12 protein-coding genes are annotated in these 15,907 nt (G+C 66.8%); 8 read left to right on the top strand and 4 right to left on the bottom strand.

Annotation, left to right across the window (positions count from 1 at the left end; all coding sequences use genetic code 11):
* Position 1 precedes the first annotated feature (1 nt).
* On the top strand, positions 2–1,684 hold the full coding sequence (locus tag FBR43_RS03750; protein WP_169542478.1) for a DUF885 family protein: 1,683 nt from the start codon (positions 2–4) through the stop codon (positions 1,682–1,684).
* Positions 1,685–1,847: 163 nt separating this feature from the next.
* On the opposite strand, the gene FBR43_RS03755 is transcribed toward FBR43_RS03750, so the two are convergent.
* Complete coding sequence (locus FBR43_RS03755) at positions 1,848–2,624, bottom strand: IclR family transcriptional regulator domain-containing protein (protein ID WP_136941917.1); 777 nt, start codon at positions 2,622–2,624, stop codon at positions 1,848–1,850.
* A 31-nt stretch (positions 2,625–2,655) separates the two neighbouring features.
* Complete coding sequence (locus tag FBR43_RS03760; protein WP_249276447.1) at positions 2,656–4,122, bottom strand: NAD-dependent succinate-semialdehyde dehydrogenase; 1,467 nt, start codon at positions 4,120–4,122, stop codon at positions 2,656–2,658.
* 170 nt (positions 4,123–4,292) lie between these two features.
* Here FBR43_RS03760 and FBR43_RS03765 point away from each other — a divergent pair, with 170 nt between their 5' ends.
* Positions 4,293–5,708, top strand: a complete 1,416-nt coding sequence (locus tag FBR43_RS03765; RefSeq protein ID WP_249276448.1) for an aminotransferase — start codon at positions 4,293–4,295, stop codon at positions 5,706–5,708.
* Between the two features lie 102 nt (positions 5,709–5,810).
* On the opposite strand, the gene gcvPB is transcribed toward FBR43_RS03765, so the two are convergent.
* On the bottom strand, positions 5,811–7,334 hold the full coding sequence (gcvPB, locus tag FBR43_RS03770) for an aminomethyl-transferring glycine dehydrogenase subunit GcvPB (RefSeq protein WP_136941918.1): 1,524 nt from the start codon (positions 7,332–7,334) through the stop codon (positions 5,811–5,813).
* A complete protein-coding gene (gene gcvPA / locus FBR43_RS03775; protein WP_212611882.1) occupies positions 7,331–8,728 on the bottom strand; it encodes an aminomethyl-transferring glycine dehydrogenase subunit GcvPA in 1,398 nt (465 codons plus the stop codon). The genes gcvPB and gcvPA overlap by 4 nt, the downstream gene beginning before the upstream one ends.
* Positions 8,729–8,790: 62 nt before the next feature.
* Between gcvPA and FBR43_RS03780 the strand changes: the two genes are divergently transcribed.
* The 6 genes from FBR43_RS03780 (at position 8,791) to FBR43_RS03805 (ending at position 15,884) form a co-directional block, all read left to right on the top strand.
* Positions 8,791–9,921 carry an ATP-NAD kinase family protein gene (locus tag FBR43_RS03780; protein WP_136941919.1) on the top strand — a complete coding sequence of 377 codons (1,131 nt, stop codon included), beginning with the start codon at positions 8,791–8,793 and terminating at the stop codon, positions 9,919–9,921.
* An 11-nt stretch (positions 9,922–9,932) separates the two neighbouring features.
* Positions 9,933–10,649: a CoA transferase subunit A gene (locus FBR43_RS03785; RefSeq protein ID WP_136944020.1), complete on the top strand. Its 717-nt coding sequence runs from the start codon at positions 9,933–9,935 to the stop codon at positions 10,647–10,649.
* A gap of 8 nt (positions 10,650–10,657) precedes the next feature.
* On the top strand, positions 10,658–11,305 hold the full coding sequence (locus FBR43_RS03790; protein WP_136944021.1) for a 3-oxoacid CoA-transferase subunit B: 648 nt from the start codon (positions 10,658–10,660) through the stop codon (positions 11,303–11,305).
* Positions 11,306–11,471: 166 nt separating this feature from the next.
* A complete protein-coding gene (locus FBR43_RS03795; protein ID WP_136941920.1) occupies positions 11,472–12,827 on the top strand; it encodes a M24 family metallopeptidase in 1,356 nt (451 codons plus the stop codon).
* Positions 12,824–14,158, top strand: a complete 1,335-nt coding sequence (locus tag FBR43_RS03800) for a M24 family metallopeptidase (RefSeq protein WP_136941921.1) — start codon at positions 12,824–12,826, stop codon at positions 14,156–14,158. The genes FBR43_RS03795 and FBR43_RS03800 overlap by 4 nt, the downstream gene beginning before the upstream one ends.
* A 4-nt stretch (positions 14,159–14,162) precedes the next feature.
* Positions 14,163–15,884, top strand: a complete 1,722-nt coding sequence (locus FBR43_RS03805) for a hypothetical protein (protein ID WP_136941922.1) — start codon at positions 14,163–14,165, stop codon at positions 15,882–15,884.
* Positions 15,885–15,907: the final 23 nt, after the last annotated feature.

Genomic DNA, 15,907 nt, shown 5'->3' on the forward strand with positions numbered 1-15,907 from the left:
GATGACCATGCCGGCAAAATGGGTGGCGCCGATCGTGGCGCTGCTGCTTCCCATGACCGCGCTCGCCGCGCCGCAGACGGCGGGCGCGCCGCCCGCCGGCAGCGGCAGCTACGAGCAGCTGGTGACGCTGTTCGACGAGTTCCGCCGCTTCAAGGGGCAGACGCCGATCGTCGGCGAGCTCGGCGATGCCGAGGTGCAGGTCAGCCTCGACGACTATAGCGCCGCTTCGGTCGAAAAGCGCCGCGCGCAGATGGCGCAATATCTGTCGCGCGCCGCCGACATGAACGTGGCGAGCTGGCCGCGCGACCGCCAGGCCGACTGGCTGGCAGTACGGGCAAAGCTCGCCGAACATGATTTCATGCTGCGCGTGTCGAAGCCATGGGAGCGTGATCCGGGCTTCTATGTCGACCAAATGATGGGCATCACCTTCGTCAACCTGCCGCTGTCGGGCGATGCGCTAGCCGCCACGCGCCGCAATCTGCGCGCCATCCCCATCCTGGTCGAGGCCGCCAAGCGCAACCTGCGCAACGTGCCGGGCGATTTCGCCGATCTCGCGCTGCACAATCTGTCGAATGCCGATGGCGTCGGCCATGGCCACCCCTATCGCCCGGTGCCGCCGGCAGGCGTGATCGGCTGGTATGACGATCTGCTCGGCCGCGCATCGCAGCAGCCGGCGTTGCGCGCCGACATCCAGAAGGCGCGCGCCGCGGTGCTCGACTTCCAGGCGTGGCTCAAGACCAACCGCGCGAGCATGACTGCGCCGGCGGGCGTCGGCGAGGCCAATTTCGACTGGTATCTCAAGAACGCCAAGCTGCTCGATTTCACCGCCGCCGAGCTGGCAGTGATCGGCGACCGCGAGACGCAGCGGCTCTGGGCGATGCATGCGCTCGAGAAGCACCGCAACCGCAAGCTGCCCGAATTGCAGCCCGCGCTTACCGCCGAGGACTATAACGCCCGCGTCGCCGAGACCGACCGGCGCATCCGCAAGTTCCTGGTCGATGAAGACATCATCACCATCCCGCCCTACATCAACAAGCTGAAGACCAACGTGCCGTTCATCGAGCGGCCGGGCGGGCGCAATTTCTGGGAGGAAATCCAGTATCGCGATCCCAGCCCCGATCACTGGCACGCCGTCATTCCTGGCCACAGCTTCGACGGCGTGGTCGAGGACAATAACCGCCACCCGATCCGCCGCTACATCACCGATGGCGTACGCGCCGAGGGGTGGGGCGTGTATCTCGAGGAAGGCGCGCAGCGCCTCGGCTATTTCGAGGATATTCCGCGCGTCCGCGAGCTGATCGACTTGTTCGGCATCTTCCGTGCAGTGCGCGTGAATGGCGATATCGACTTGCAGCTCAACCGCGCGTCGCTCGACCAAGTCGTGGCGCGCTGGCGCGAATGGACGCCGTGGCTCGACGCCGACGTTGCGCGCGTCGACGCCGAAATCTATCTGCGCCGCCCGCCGGGCTATGGTCTTGGCTACACCATCGGCATGACCGAGATGCACAAGCTGCTCGCCGAGCGGAAGCATCAGCTGGGTGACAAGTTCGTGCTCAAGGCCTTCCATGACGACTTCATGGCGCGCGGACGGCTGCCCTTGTCGCTGCTGCGCTGGGAGATCACCGGCAAGGACGACGAGGTGCGCAAGTTCTGGACGCTCGACCCGCTGCCGGCGGGGGAGTGAAGGGGAGGGGCGGCGTGCTCATCCGCCCCCACCTCCGTTCGCACTGAGCTTGTCGAAGTGCTGTTCTTCTCTGCCCGATAGACTGGAGAAAGAACGGTGCTTCGACAGGCTCAGCACGAACGGGGATGGGTATGCGGCTCGCGAGTAGCCGGCCAGCCCGTGCCTAAAGCGCCGCGGTCAGCCGCTGCGCAGTCGCCATCAGTTCGGGCAGGATCACGCGCTGCATGTCCTCGAAGGTCGTGCGCGACGAGGGACAGCATACGTTGAGCGCCGCCAGCACCTTGCCGTCGCTCGAGCGGATCGGCACCGAGATCGAGCCGAGCCCTTCCTCGAGCTCCTGGTCGACGATGCTGTAGTTGGTGATGCGCGCTTCCTCGATCGCCGCGCGCAGCTTCACCTTCGATACGATGGTATTGGGCGTCAGCCGCTCGAGCTTCACCTTGTCGAGATACTGCGCCAGCCGTTCGGGATCCTCGTTGGCGTAAAGCACGCGGCCCGTCGATACCGCATGTGCCGGCGCGCGGCTGCCTACCGAGATGCTGACATTGACCAGTCGCGCCGAGGTGGCGCGCGCGATGTAGATCACGTCCTCGCCCGCCAGCACGGCGGCGAACACCGATTCCTCGAGCGTCTTGGCAAGCTCGTTCATCGCGGGCTGGAGCACCTCGATCATGCCCATCGACGACAGCGCCGAATAGCCGAGCTCGAGCACCTTGGGTTTGAGGTAGAACAGCTTCTCGTCGCGGTCGGCATAGCCTTCGCGCACCAGCGTCAGGATGAAGCGCCGCACCGTGGCGCGGGTCATGCCCGTGGCGCGCGAGATGTCGCTCAGCGTCATCTTGGGGCGCGTGCGCGTGAAGGCGCAGATGACTTCAAGGCCGCGCGCCAGCGAGTTCACATAGTCGCGATCGCTGATGTCGCTAGTATCGAGGCCGTCCATCAAGGCTCCACAGGTTGTTCCGTATCTTCGATTACGGTAGCGCGGAAATGCCGGCAATGCACAAATATTTGAGCTCGAGGAACTCGTCGATGCCGTGACGCGAGCCCTCGCGGCCGATGCCCGATGCCTTCACGCCGCCAAATGGTGCGCCTTCGTACGAAGTCGCGCCGGTATTCACGCCGACGATCCCGAATTCGAGTGCCTCGCCCACGCGCCAGACGCGGCCATGATCGCGCGTGAAGAAATAGGCGGCCAGGCCATATTCGGTATCGTTGGCCGCGGCGATCACTTCGTCCTCGGTCTCGAAGCGGAAGATCGGCGCGACGGGGCCGAAGGTTTCCTCGCGCGCGATCAGCATCGATGCGTCGGCGCCCGCTAGCACCGTCGGCTCGAAGAAGCTGCCGCCCAGCGCATGACGCCCGCCGCCCGCGATCACCTGCGCGCCCTTTTCCAGCGCATCGGCGATATGCTGTTCGCACTTCTCGACCGCCGCCATGTCGATGAGCGGACCCTGCTGCACATCGGCCTCGAACCCGTCGCCGATCTTCATCGCGCGCACGCGCGCCGCAAGCGCCTCGGCGAAGCGATCATGGATGCCCGCCTGCACATAGATGCGGTTGGCGCAGACGCAAGTCTGGCCCATGTTGCGGAACTTGGTGGCGATGGTGCCTTCGATCGCGGCATCGAGATCGGCATCGTCGAACACGATCACCGGTGCGTTGCCGCCGAGCTCGAGTGCCACCTTCTTGATCGTGCGCGCCGCCCCCGCCATCAGCGTGCGGCCGACTTCGGTCGATCCGGTGAAGGTGAGCTTGCGCACCACCTCGCTTTCGACCAGCGCATCGCCGACTTCGCGTGCGCTGCCGGGCACCACGTTGAACACGCCGTCGGGAAGCCCGGCACGGCGGCCGAGCTCGGCCAGCGCCAGCGCCGAGAGCGGCGTCGCGCTCGCTGGCTTGAGCACCATCGTGCAGCCGGCGGCGAGCGCGGGCGCGGCCTTGCGCGGGATCATCGCCATCGGGAAGTTCCACGGCGTGATCGCCGCCACCACGCCGATCGGCTGGCGGATCGCGAGCAGGCGGCGATCGGCCGCATAGCTCGGCAGCGTCTCGCCATAGACGCGCTTGGCTTCCTCGGCATAGAATTCGAAGAACGCGGCGCCGTAGAGGATTTCGCCGCGCGCTTCGGCGAAGGGCTTACCCTGTTCGCTGGTGAGGATGGCGGCAAGGTCGTCGGCAGCTGCGACGATCAGGTCGTGCCAGCGGCGAATGATGCCCGAGCGCTCCTTGGCGGTCAGCGCGCGCCATGCCGGCAGTGCCCGATCGGCAGCGGCGATCGCGGCCTCGGCTTCGGCCTTGCCGCCCGATGCCACCTGCGCGACGACGGCGCCGGTCGAGGGATTGGTGACGGCGATTTCCTTGCCCGAGGCGGCGTCGCGCCACTCGCCATCGATCCAGCAACGGGTCTGCAAAAGTGCCGAATCGTCGAGCCGCATCATTCTCTCCCCAATGTTCATGATCGTCATATCGCACAAAATGGCGCGATGCGAACCATGCTTGTTGCGTCGAAAACACCGATTGATGCGCCGCGAGCTTCATGCCGCCGTTGCCGAACGCGCCCGAACTTGGCACAGCTCGCGGACGGATGTGCGCTGCGCGAATGGAGGAAATGTCGATGTTGACTAACGGCGGACACAGGCTGGATGGCGGCGAACTCGCCGAGCTCGACCGGCGCTTCGCCTTCCATCCCTTCACCGCGCTTGCCGATCACGAGCGCAACGGTCCGCCGATGGTCGTTACCGGTGGCAAGGGCGCGATCCTGACCGATGCCGCCGGCCGCGACTATGTCGATGCGATGGCGGGGCTGTGGTGCGTCAATGTCGGCTATGGCCGCACCGAGATTGCCGACGCAATCGCCGATCAGGCGCGTACGCTGTCTTACTGCCATGCCTTCTCCTCGATGGCGAGCGACAAGCCCGCGATGCTATCCGCCCGGCTGATCGAGATGGCGCCGGTGCCGATGTCGAAGGTGTTCTTCGGCAATTCGGGCTCGGACGCCAACGACACGCAGGTCAAGCTCGCCTGGTATTACAACAATGTGCTCGGGCGCCCGGCCAAGAAGAAGATCATCGCGCGCGAGCGCGGCTATCACGGCGTGACGATCGTATCGGGCGGCCTGACGGGTCTGCCGGGGCTGCACGCGGGCTTCGACCTGCCGCTGCCCTTCATCCGCCACGCGATGGCGCCGCGCCGGCTGTGGGAAGGGCATGGCCTGTCCGATGCCGAGTTCGTGGCCAAGCTCGCCGACGATCTCGAGGCACTGATCGCGCGCGAAGGCGCCGACACCATCGCCGCGTTCATCGCCGAGCCGGTGCAGGGCGCCGGCGGCGTCATCGCGCCGCCCGAGGGCTATTTCGCCGCGATCCAGCCGATCCTCGAGAAGCACGACATCCTGCTCATCGCCGACGAGGTGATCTGTGGCTTTGGCCGGCTGGGCCAGATGTTCGGATCGAGCGTCATGGGCATGAAGCCCGACATGATGACCGTCGCCAAGGGGCTTACCTCGGCCTATTTCCCGCTCTCGGGCTGCATGGTCTCCGAGAAGGTCTGGCGCGTGCTGGCCGAGGGCGGCAGCAAGTTCGGGCCGTTCGGGCATGGCTATACCTATAGCAGCCACCCGATCGGCGCGGCGGCGGCGCTCGCCAATCTCGACCTGCTCGAAAGCGATGCGCTGGTCGCGCGCGCGGGCGAAGTGGGCGCGTACATGCAGGAGCGGCTGCGCGCGGCGTTCGGCGATCATCCGATGGTCGGCGAAGTGCGCGGGCAGGCGCTGATCGGCGCGGTCGAGTTCGTGGCCGATCGCGCGGGGCCGGCAGCGTTCGATCCGGCGCTCAAGGTGGCGCCGCGCGTGGTCAAGGCCGCGCTCGATCGCGGGGTCATCGGCCGCGCGCTGCCGAGCGCCGACAGCATCGCCTTTTCGCCGCCCTTCGTCATCGAGCGCGCCGAGATCGACCGCGCGGTGGAAGCGTTCCGCGACGCCGCCGATCAGGTATGGGGCGAACTCAAGCGCGACGGGTTAGTGTAGCCGTCGCCCCGGACTTGATCCGGGGTCCCGCGACTTCGGGCCATGGGCGAGACAAGCGGGACCCCGACTCGAGGCCGGAGTGACGGACAAGGCTGAACCGCCTTATCCCCCATGCTTGCGCTGCCACGCCGCCCAGGTCGTCGCCCACACTGCCGGGTCGTCGAGATCGTCGCCCGCCAGCTTGCCCACCGCCTGGTTGTGCGGCGCCGACTTCACCATGTCGGGATCGCGATAGGCCTCGTCGCACACATGCGCGAGCACCGCGATCCAATAGTCGATGTCCTCGCGCGACCACATCTCGCCCGCCTCGGGGGTGAAGGGGTGCGGGAAGATCCACGGCTCGTGCGCCATCCAGAATGCGTCGATGCCGAAATCGGCCATGCGGTTCTGCACGTCGCCGCCGCCGACACCCGTTTCCTCATATAGCTGGCCCAGGCTGTAGCGCGTCATCTCGAGCCGCCAGCCGGGCTGGTCGGGATGCGAGCGGGTGACGCCGCGGATCGCGAGCAGCTTCTTCTCCATATAGTTGTTGAGGGCGACCGAGATGTCGGATGCTTCGGCGATCCCCTCGGCCCCCATCGCGGCGACCCAGCCATAGGCCTTCATCACCTGATGGATGTTGCCCCAATATTCGCGCACGCGCCCGATCGACGATGCAGCGCCCGGCTCGACCGCGAAACCGTTGCCGTCCTTCGCGACGAGCGGCCCCGGCAGGAACGGCGCCAGCTTTTCGGTGCAGCCATAGGCGCCCACCGCCGGCCCGCCGCCGCCCTTGGGGACGCCGAAGGTCTTGTGCAGCATGAACATGCACGCGTCGAAGCCCAGATCGGCGGCGCGGATCTTGCCCATCACGCCGTTGAAATTGGCGTGATCGTAGAAGCACAACCCGCCCGCCGCGTGCACTGCATCGACCCAGTCGCGGATCTCGGGATTGTAGACGCCCATGTCATCGGGATTGTTGATGAACAAGGCGGCGGTGCGATCAGACAGCGCGGCGCGCAGCGCTTGGATCGAGGGATAGCCGTTCGATTCGAGCGGCAGCGTCACGATGTCGAACCCCGCCGCCGCCGCCGTCGCGGGGTTGCACGGATGCGACTGGATGCTGGTGACGATCTGCGTGCGCCGATCGGCATCGCCATGCGCGGCGTGATAGGCGCGCGTGATGCATGCCTGCGTATAGGCGGCATCGGCCCCGCCTGCCGGCTGGAAGCTGAAGCGCGCCATGCCCGACAAGGCCTTCAACGCATCCTCGAGCCGCCAGACGCATTCGAGCAGCCCCTGCATCGTGTCGGGATGCTGTTCGGGATGCATCTCGGCAACGTGCGGGCCCGCTGCCAGCTTCTCGTGCAGGCGCGGATTATATTTCATCGTGCAGGTGCCGAACAGGCTGATGCCCATCATCCCCATCGTCTGCTGCGACAGCCGCAGATAATGGCGCAGCACATCGGGCTCGGAGATTTCGGGGAGCTCGGGCGGCGCCTGGCGGCGCATCGCCGCCGGCACCAGATCGTCGGCGTCGACGATCGGATAATGCTGGCCGCGCCGGCCGGCGACGCTCATTTCCATCGCCAGCGGCTCGTCCCAGACGGGCGCATGATAGCGGCGAAGCGGCGGGTGGTTGCTCATGCGCAGACCTCGCGAAGCGCGGTGACCAGCCGGTCGATATCGGCCGGCGAATGACATTCGGTGACGCAATAGAGCGCTTGATGCTCGCGCCCCGGCAGGCGGGCGCCAAGATCGATGCCCCCGAAGATGCCGCGTACACGCAGCGCTTCGTCGATCGCGTCGAGGCTTTGGCCCGTGCCGCCGAAATCGACGACGAATTCCTTGAAGAAGCCGCTCGGGTGCGCAACCGAAATGCCCGGCACGCTGGCGATCTGCCGCGCGGCATCGTGCGCGCGGCGCAGGATCAGCGCGCCGAGCTCGCGAAAGCCCAGCGGCCCCAGCAGCGCCATATAGGCGGCGTTGGCAATCGCCCACAAATAGGTCGAGTTACCCGTCCAGTCCTTGCCTTCCTCGCGCGCGCCATAGCTGCTCTGATGCATCAGGCTCATCGCGAACACGCGCTCGCCCGCGGCAGTGCGTGTCATCGAGTTGAGCAGGGTGGGATATTCGTGCGCATAGATCGCCTCGTCGCGCGAGGCGATGAAGCCGCCCAGCCCGCCGCCGCCATGCATGTGGACGCCCAGCGGCTGCGTCGATCCCACCGCAATGTCGGCGCCATAGTCGCTGGGTGGCGACAAGACGCCGAGGCTGATCGGATCGACGCCGACAATCGCCAGCGCGCCCGCCTTGTGCGCCGCCTCGACGATGGCGGCCGCATCGCTCTCGATCATGCCGAGATAGGCGGGGTTCTCGAAATAGACCGCCGCCACATCGGCGCCCAGGCGGGCATCGAGATCGCCGAGGTCGAGCCGGCCCGTCGCGCTGTCGGTGGCGATCGCCACCACCTCGATCGCGCGGCCCGCACCCGCGGCGGCGCAGTAGTTGTCGACCACCATCCGCCGCTCGGGCGACATCTCGGCAGGCACCAGCACCTTGCCGCGCCCGGTGATGCGCGCCGCCATGCGGATCGCGTGGCCCGCCGCGCAACCCCAGCTGTAGACGGGCAGCCCCACCATCTCCATGCCGAGCAGCGCGCCCAACTGGCTGGTGAACTCGAACCATGCCTGGTTGCGGCCCAGATCCGACGAGGGCGTGCCCCAGACGGGGGTTAGGAACTCGCTGCGCCCGACGATCTCGTCGACCACGGCGGGCACGTGATGCTGCCAGCAGCCGCCGCCGAGGAACGAGATATTGTCGAGGCAATGCCGGTTCTTCGCCAGGATGCCGCGCAGATGGCGCGACAGCTCGACCTCGCTCGTTATCGCCGGCGGCAGCGGCAGCGGCAGCGCCTCGCGCAGTCGGTGGTCTTCGGGGATCTGCCCGAACAGCGGCTCGGCATCGTCGAGGCCCAGTTCGGCAAGGATCGCGGCTTTGAGCGCCGGGGCCGAATTGGGCATATAGGGGTGGGCGCGCATCGCGGCTGGCTGCCTTCCTGTATCGGATCGAATCATGGTGCGATGATCGACATATCGCACACATGGTCGTAATACGAACGCCGATGGACGTGCAATCGCCTTGTCCCGCGCTGCGCGTCGGCCTGCTGGTGAACCCGGTAGCGGGCCTTGGCGGGCCGATCGGGCGCAAGGGCAGCGATGGCATGGTGCCGGGCGCCGGCACGTCTCCGGCCGAGGCGCGCATGGCCGCGCTGTTCGCGACCGCCGGCGTGCCGCCCGAGCGGATGACGCTGTTGCCTGCTCGCGGCATGATGGGTGCCGATCTGGCGCAGCGGCTCCCCTTCGCCGTCGAGCCGCTCGCGCTCGATCCGCCCCGCGGCGATGCCGGCGATACCGTTGCGGCAGCAAAAGCGATGGCGTCGGCCGGGGTGGACCTCATCCTGTTCGCCGGCGGCGACGGCACCGCGCGCGACGTGCTGGCGGGCGTCGGCGACGCACTGCCCGTGCTCGGCATGCCGGCGGGCGTGAAGATGCATTCGGCGGTGTTCGCGCGAAGCCCAACATCGGCGGGCACGTTGCTGGCGCGCTGGGCAACATGCGGACTGCCGGGTGCCCAATTGCGCGAAGTGCTCGACCGGCCGGGCGATCCGGGCGCGGGCTCGGCCCCCATTCTCTACGGCATGCTGCGCGTCCCCGGCGACGGCGACCTGGTGCAGCGCGCCAAGGGAATGGGCGGGGCAGGCGATGCCGCCGATCTGGCTGCGGCGTGCGCACGGATCGCGCGCGAGGAAGCCGGCCGCCCGCTGATCCTGGGGCCGGGCGCGACGATGGCCGAGGTGAAGCGCCGGCTGGGCCTGGCGCCGAGCCTGCTGGGCGTCGACCTGCTCACGCCCGGGGGCGCGGCAAGCGACGTCGATGCCGATGCCGTCGCGCGGGTAGCCGAGATGCCGGGCGCGCGCGTCGTGCTGGGCGTGATCGGCGGGCAGGGTTTTCTGCTCGGGCGCGGCAACCAGCCGATCGGGCCGGCGGCGGTGCGCCGCGTCGGCCGCGAGGGGCTGCGCATCGTTGCGTCGGCGGCAAAGCTCAACGGGTTGCCCGGCAACGCCCTGCTGGTCGACACGGGCGACGCTGCGCTCGACCGCGAACTGGCGGGCTGGCTGCCCGTGCGCGTGAGCGGACGGCGCGAGATATTGATGCGGATCGAGGCCGCGTGAACGGGGGAGCGATGGTGACGGGCAAGGTGAGCGAGAATGCCGATGCCGCGCTGGCAGGCGTGCTGCGCGACGGCATGACGATCATGTCGGGTGGCTTCGGGCTTACGGGCAATCCCGATCGGCTGATCGAGGCGATCGGCCGCAGCGGCGTGCGCGGGCTCACGATCATCTCGAACAATTGCGGTGCCGAGGGGCACGGGCTGTGGCACCTGCTCGCCGCCGGCCAGATCGCCAAGATGGTCTCGTCCTATATCGGCGACAACAAGCTGTTCGAGCGGCTGTATCTGGAGGGCAAGCTCGAGCTCGAGTTGACGCCGCAGGGCACGCTTGCCGAGCGCATCCGCGCGGGCGGGGCGGGCATTCCCGCTTTCTTCACGCGTACCGGCGTCGGCACCGTGGTTGCCGAAGGCAAGCGCGTCGAGGCGTTCGGCGGTGTCGACTATGTGATGGAGCACGCGCTCACTGCCGATCTGGCGCTGGTCAAGGCATGGCGCGGCGACAGCGAAGGCAACCTCATGTTCCGCAAGACCGCGCGCAACTTCAATCCCGAGATGGCGACGGCGGCCGCCTTCACCGTCGCCGAGGTCGAGGAACTGGTGCCCGATGGCAGCCTCGATCCCGACCACGTCCACACGCCGGGGCTGTTCGTCGATCGCATCTTCGCCGGCGGGCCGTATGAAAAACGGATCGAGAAGCTGAAGGAACGCGTGCGGGAGGACGTGCGATGAGTGCTGCGATCGGCTGGACGCGCGACCAGATGGCAGCGCGCGCGGCGCGCGAGTTGCGCGATGGCTATTACGTCAATCTCGGCATCGGCATTCCGACCATGGTGGCCAACCACATCCCCCCCGGCGTGCGCGTGACGTTGCAGAGCGAGAACGGCATGCTCGGCATCGGCCCCTATCCGTGGGAAGGCGAGGCCGATCCCGATCTGGTCAACGCCGGCAAGGAGACGGTGACGGCGCTGCCGACCTCGAGCTTCTTCAGCTCGGCCGAAAGCTTCGCGATGATCCGCGGCGGGCATATCGACATGGCGGTGTTGGGGGCGATGGAAGTGTCCGCTGCCGGCGACATCGCCAACTGGATGGTGCCGGGCAAGATGGTCAAGGGCATCGGCGGCGCGATGGATCTGGTGGCGGGCGTGCGCCGCGTCGTGGTGGTGATGGAGCATGTGTCGCGCGACGGCAGCCCCAAGCTCGTCGAGGCCTGCAGCCTGCCGCTGACGGGCACCGCGTGCGTCGACATGGTCGTCACCGATCGCGCGGTGTTCGCGCTCGACCGTGGCGATCCCGGCGCTCTCCGGCTCGTCGAACTCGCGCCTGGCTACACCGAGCAGGCGGTACGCGACGCGACCGGTGCCGCTTATCGCGTAGCGATCGCTTGAAACAGCGCCCATCGCGCGCATGACCTGAAATGTCGGTAGAAAAGCACTGAGCGCAACGACCTTAGCCGGGGAATGCGTTTCACGCGTGGATTGTTGCCGATATAACCCCCTATGACAGTGCACAGATTCCCGGAAGGGAACTGCCGAGATCCGGGGGGATATCGACATGGTTGCGGGCGGACGTTGGAAGATCGCATTGGGGGCCGCGCTGCTAGCCGGCATAGGTGCGCCTGCTCTCGCGGCCGATCCGGTGGTGATGCCGGGCATCCGGCCGCTCGAGGAGCGCGCCAAGGTCGAGGATCGCTGGCTCAAGGAGCGGCTCGACACGCTGGTGCCGATGTTGATGCGTCGCGACAAGGTAGCGATGTGGATCCTGATCGCGGGCGAATATAACGAAGACCCCGTAGCCGAGACGATGCTGCCGGGCAGCTGGCTGAGTGCGCGTCGGCGGACGGTGCTCATCTTCCACGATCGCGGTGGCGATCAGGGCGTCGAGCGGCTGGCGGTGGCGCGTTATCCCGTGGGCGACTTCAAGGCGTCGTGGGATCCCGAGGCGCAGCCCGATCAGTGGGCGGCGATCGCCGAGATCGTCAAGGCGCGCAATCCCGCCAGCATCGCGCTCAACAGCTCGGAGGAATTCCCGCTTGCCGACGGGCTGACCGCCAGCCACCGCGATGCGCTGACCCGCACGCTCGGCGCCGATTATGCGAGCCGCTTCGTCAGCCACCAGCGCATGGCGCTCGACTGGCTGGGGATGCGCGTCCCCGCCGAGGTGACGACCTACCCCACGCTCCAGCGCATCACGCACGCGATCATTGCCGAGGCGATGTCCGATCGCGTCATCACGCCCGGCGTCACCACCACCAACGACGTGGTGTGGTGGTTCCGCGAGCGCGTGGCCGAACTCAAGCTCGACACCTGGTTCCACCCCAGCGTGTCGATCCAGCGGCAAGGCATCGGCACTTTCTCGATCCAGAATATCAGCCTGGGCAATCAGGAGATCATCCAGCCGGGCGACCTGCTGCACCTCGATTTCGGCATCTCGTATCTCGGCCTCAAGACCGATGTGCAGCGCATGGCCTATGTGCTGCGCCCGGGCGAGAGCGATGCGCCGAAGGGGTTGCGTGACGGTATCGCCGCGATGGGCGTGGCGCAGGCGGCGGTGCAGGCCGAACTGAAGGCGGGGCGCACGGGCAACGAGGTGCTGCGCGCCGTCCGCGCGCGCACCGAGCGCGCCGGCGTCGACGCGACGATCTACACGCACCCCATCGGCTATCACGGCCATGGCGCTGGTCCGTGGATCGGCGCGTGGGAGGACCAGAGCGGCGTGCCGGGGCGCGGCGATGCCGTCGTCTCGCCCAACACCGCCTGGTCGATCGAGCTGAGCGCCACCACCAAGGTGCCCGAATGGGGCGGCCAGCCGGTGCGCTTCATGTACGAGGAAGACGGTTTCTATGACGGCAAGGGCTTTCGCTATTTCGACGGCTGGCAGGAGCGCATGATGCTGGTGGGCCGGCCATGATCGCGCGTTTCCTCATCGCCGCCGCGCTCGTCGCGCTGCCGCTGCCGCTGCCTGCGCTGGCGCAGGGCGCGCCGCGCGCCGACTATCCTAAGGTGCTCGACATGCGCGCGCGTGCCGAGGTCGAGAACCGCATCCTCAAGGAGCGGCTCGACACCATCGTGCCGGCGATCATGCGCGAGCGCGGCGTCGACATGTGGATTCTCGTCGCGCGCGAGAATTTCGAGGAGCCGGTGGTCGCCACCATGCTCGATGCCGAGAGCCTGGCGGCGCGGCGGCGCACGATCCTGGTGTTCCACGATCCCGGCAATAGCCGACCGGTCGAGCGTTTCACCGTCAGCCGCTATGGCTTGGGCGGGCTGTTCGATCCGGCATGGGTGCCCGAGAAGCAGCCCGATCAATGGACGCGCCTTGCCGAGATCGTGCGCGAGCGCAACCCGAAGCGCGTCGCCATCAACAGCTCGAAACTCACCGCCTATGCCGACGGCATGACGCTGAGCGCGTGGGACGAGATGAGCGCGGCGTTCGGCCCCGAACTGATGCGGCGCGTGGTGCGCGACGAGGTGCTGGCGGTCCGCTGGCTCGAGACGCGCACACCCGCCGAGATGAAGATGTACCCCGAGATCGTGCGGCTCGCCCATGCGATGATCGGCGAGGCCTTCTCGAACAAGGTCATCACGCCGGGCAAGACGACTACCGACGACGTGGTGTGGTGGTATCGCGACAAGGTGGCCTCACTGGGTCTGACCGCGTGGTTCCAGCCCTCGGTGTCGATCAGCCGGCAGGGCGAGGCCAAGAGCCTCGACGGCGATACCGTCATCCAGAAGGGCGACATGCTCTGGACCGATTTCGGCATCACTTATCTGCGCCTCAGCACCGATACGCAGCAGAACGCCTATGTGCTGAAGGATGGCGAAACCCAGGCGCCCAAGGGCCTGCGCGACGGGCTCGCCGCCAACAACCGCGTGCAGGATGCGCTGACGAGCAACTTCCGCGCCGGCGATACCGGCAACGCCGTGCTGGCGCGCGCGCGCGCCGCCGCGATCGCGCAGGGGCTCAAGCCCAGCATCTATTCGCACCCCATCGGCTATCACGGCCATGGCGCCGGCCCGTCGATCGGCTTTTGGGACAACCAGAACCCCGATCCGCGCGGCGAGGGCAAGGTGCATCCCAACACCGCCTGGTCGATCGAGCTCAGCGCCACCGCGCCGGTGCCCGAATGGGGCGGCCAGGAAATCGGCTTCAAGACCGAGGAAGACGCGTATTTCGACGGAAGGCGCGTCACCTACATCGATGGTCGGCAGACCGAACTGTATCTGATCGGGGGGAACTGACAGGATGCGTATCCGGCACTTTGGCTATGCCAGTCTCGCGGCGCTGGCCGCAACGATGTCCACGCCCGCTACCAGCGAGGACTTCCGCATCACGTTGCCCGCCAGCGCGCCCGATGCGACCTATGACGGCCGCGTGCTCTTGATCCTGACGCCCAAGGGCGAGACCGAGCCGCGCTTCCAGGTCGCGGCCGATTATGATGCGGCGCAGGTGCTGGGCATCAATATCGACGGGCTGAAGCGCGGCGAGAGCGTGACGATCGACAGCAAGGTGCTGGGCTTCCCCTCGGAGAGCCTGAGCGGCGTGCCCAAGGGCGAATATTTCGTCCAGGCGGTGCTGCACAAATACGACACGTACAATCTGTCGAACGGCAAGGTGGTGAAGCTGCCCGCCGCGCGGGGCGCGGGACAGAACTGGCGGCTCGAACCGGGCAATCTCGTCAGCAAGCCCGTGAAGATCAGCTACGATCCGGCGAAGGCGGGCAGCATCCCCGTCACGCTCGATACCGTGCTGCCGCCGATCGAGGAGCCGAAGGACAGCGAGTTCATCCGGCACTTCAAGTTCAAGAGCCCCAGCCTGACGAAGTTCTGGGGGCGCGACACCTACATCACCGGCCATGTGCTGGTGCCGAAGGACTTCGACAAGCGTACCGAGGCGCGCTATCCGCTCGCGATCTTTCACGGGCATTTCCCGTCCGATTTCGGCGGCTTTAGCACCACGCCGCCCGATCCGAACCTCGAATGCGTGCCCAACGCCCGCTTCGGCGAGCCCTGCTACAACCGCATCGAGCAGCAGGAGGCGTACGACTTCTATAAGAAATGGGTGTCCGACGACTTCCCGCGGATGCTGATCGTCGAGATCGACCACAGCAATCCCTATTATGACGACAGCTATGCGGTGAACTCGGCCAATATCGGCCCCTATGGCGATGCCATCACCTATGAATTCCTGCCCGCGCTCGAGAAGCAGTTTCGCGGGATCGGCGAGGGCTGGTCGCGCTTCGTCTATGGCGGCTCGACCGGCGGCTGGGAGGCCGCGGCAGTCCAGATCTTCTATCCCAAGGAATATAACGGCGCCTTCATCGCCTGCCCCGATCCGATCGACTTCCGCCAGTACATGACGACCAATCTGTACGAGGAGGAGAATGGCTACTGGAAATACGGCCCGTTCGGCCGCGTACCCAAGCCCGGCAAGCGCAACTATCTGGGCCACGTCCCCTACACCGTCGAGCAGGAAGGCCGGCTCGAGCTGGTGCTCGGCGACAAGACGCGTTCGGGTGCGCAATATGATGTGTGGGAAGCGGTGTTCTCGCCGATGGGCGCCGACGGCTATCCGCAGCGCATCTGGGACAAGCGCACCGGCGTGATCGACACGAAGGTCGCCGCGCACTGGCGCGAGAATTACGATCTGCGCCACATCCTCGAGCGCGACTGGAAGAAGCTGGCGCCTGATCTTCAGGGCAAGCTGCATATCTACACCGGCGACATGGACAATTATTATCTGAACAACGCCGTGTATCTGATGGAGGATTTCCTCAAAAAGGCCGATCCTCCCTATCAGGGCGAAGTCAAATATGGCGATCGCGCCGAACATTGCTGGAACGGCGACCCTACGCTGCCCAACGCGATCTCACGGCTTCGCTACAACAGCATGTACGTACCCAAGATACTGGAGCGGATCGAAAAGACCGCGCCTAACGGAGCCGACCTGAAGAGCTGGCGATACTGACGACCACGTAAAAGAACAGAAAC

The organism is Sphingomonas baiyangensis (assembly GCF_005144715.1).
GTDB classification, from domain to species: Bacteria; Pseudomonadota; Alphaproteobacteria; order Sphingomonadales; family Sphingomonadaceae; genus Sphingomonas; species Sphingomonas baiyangensis.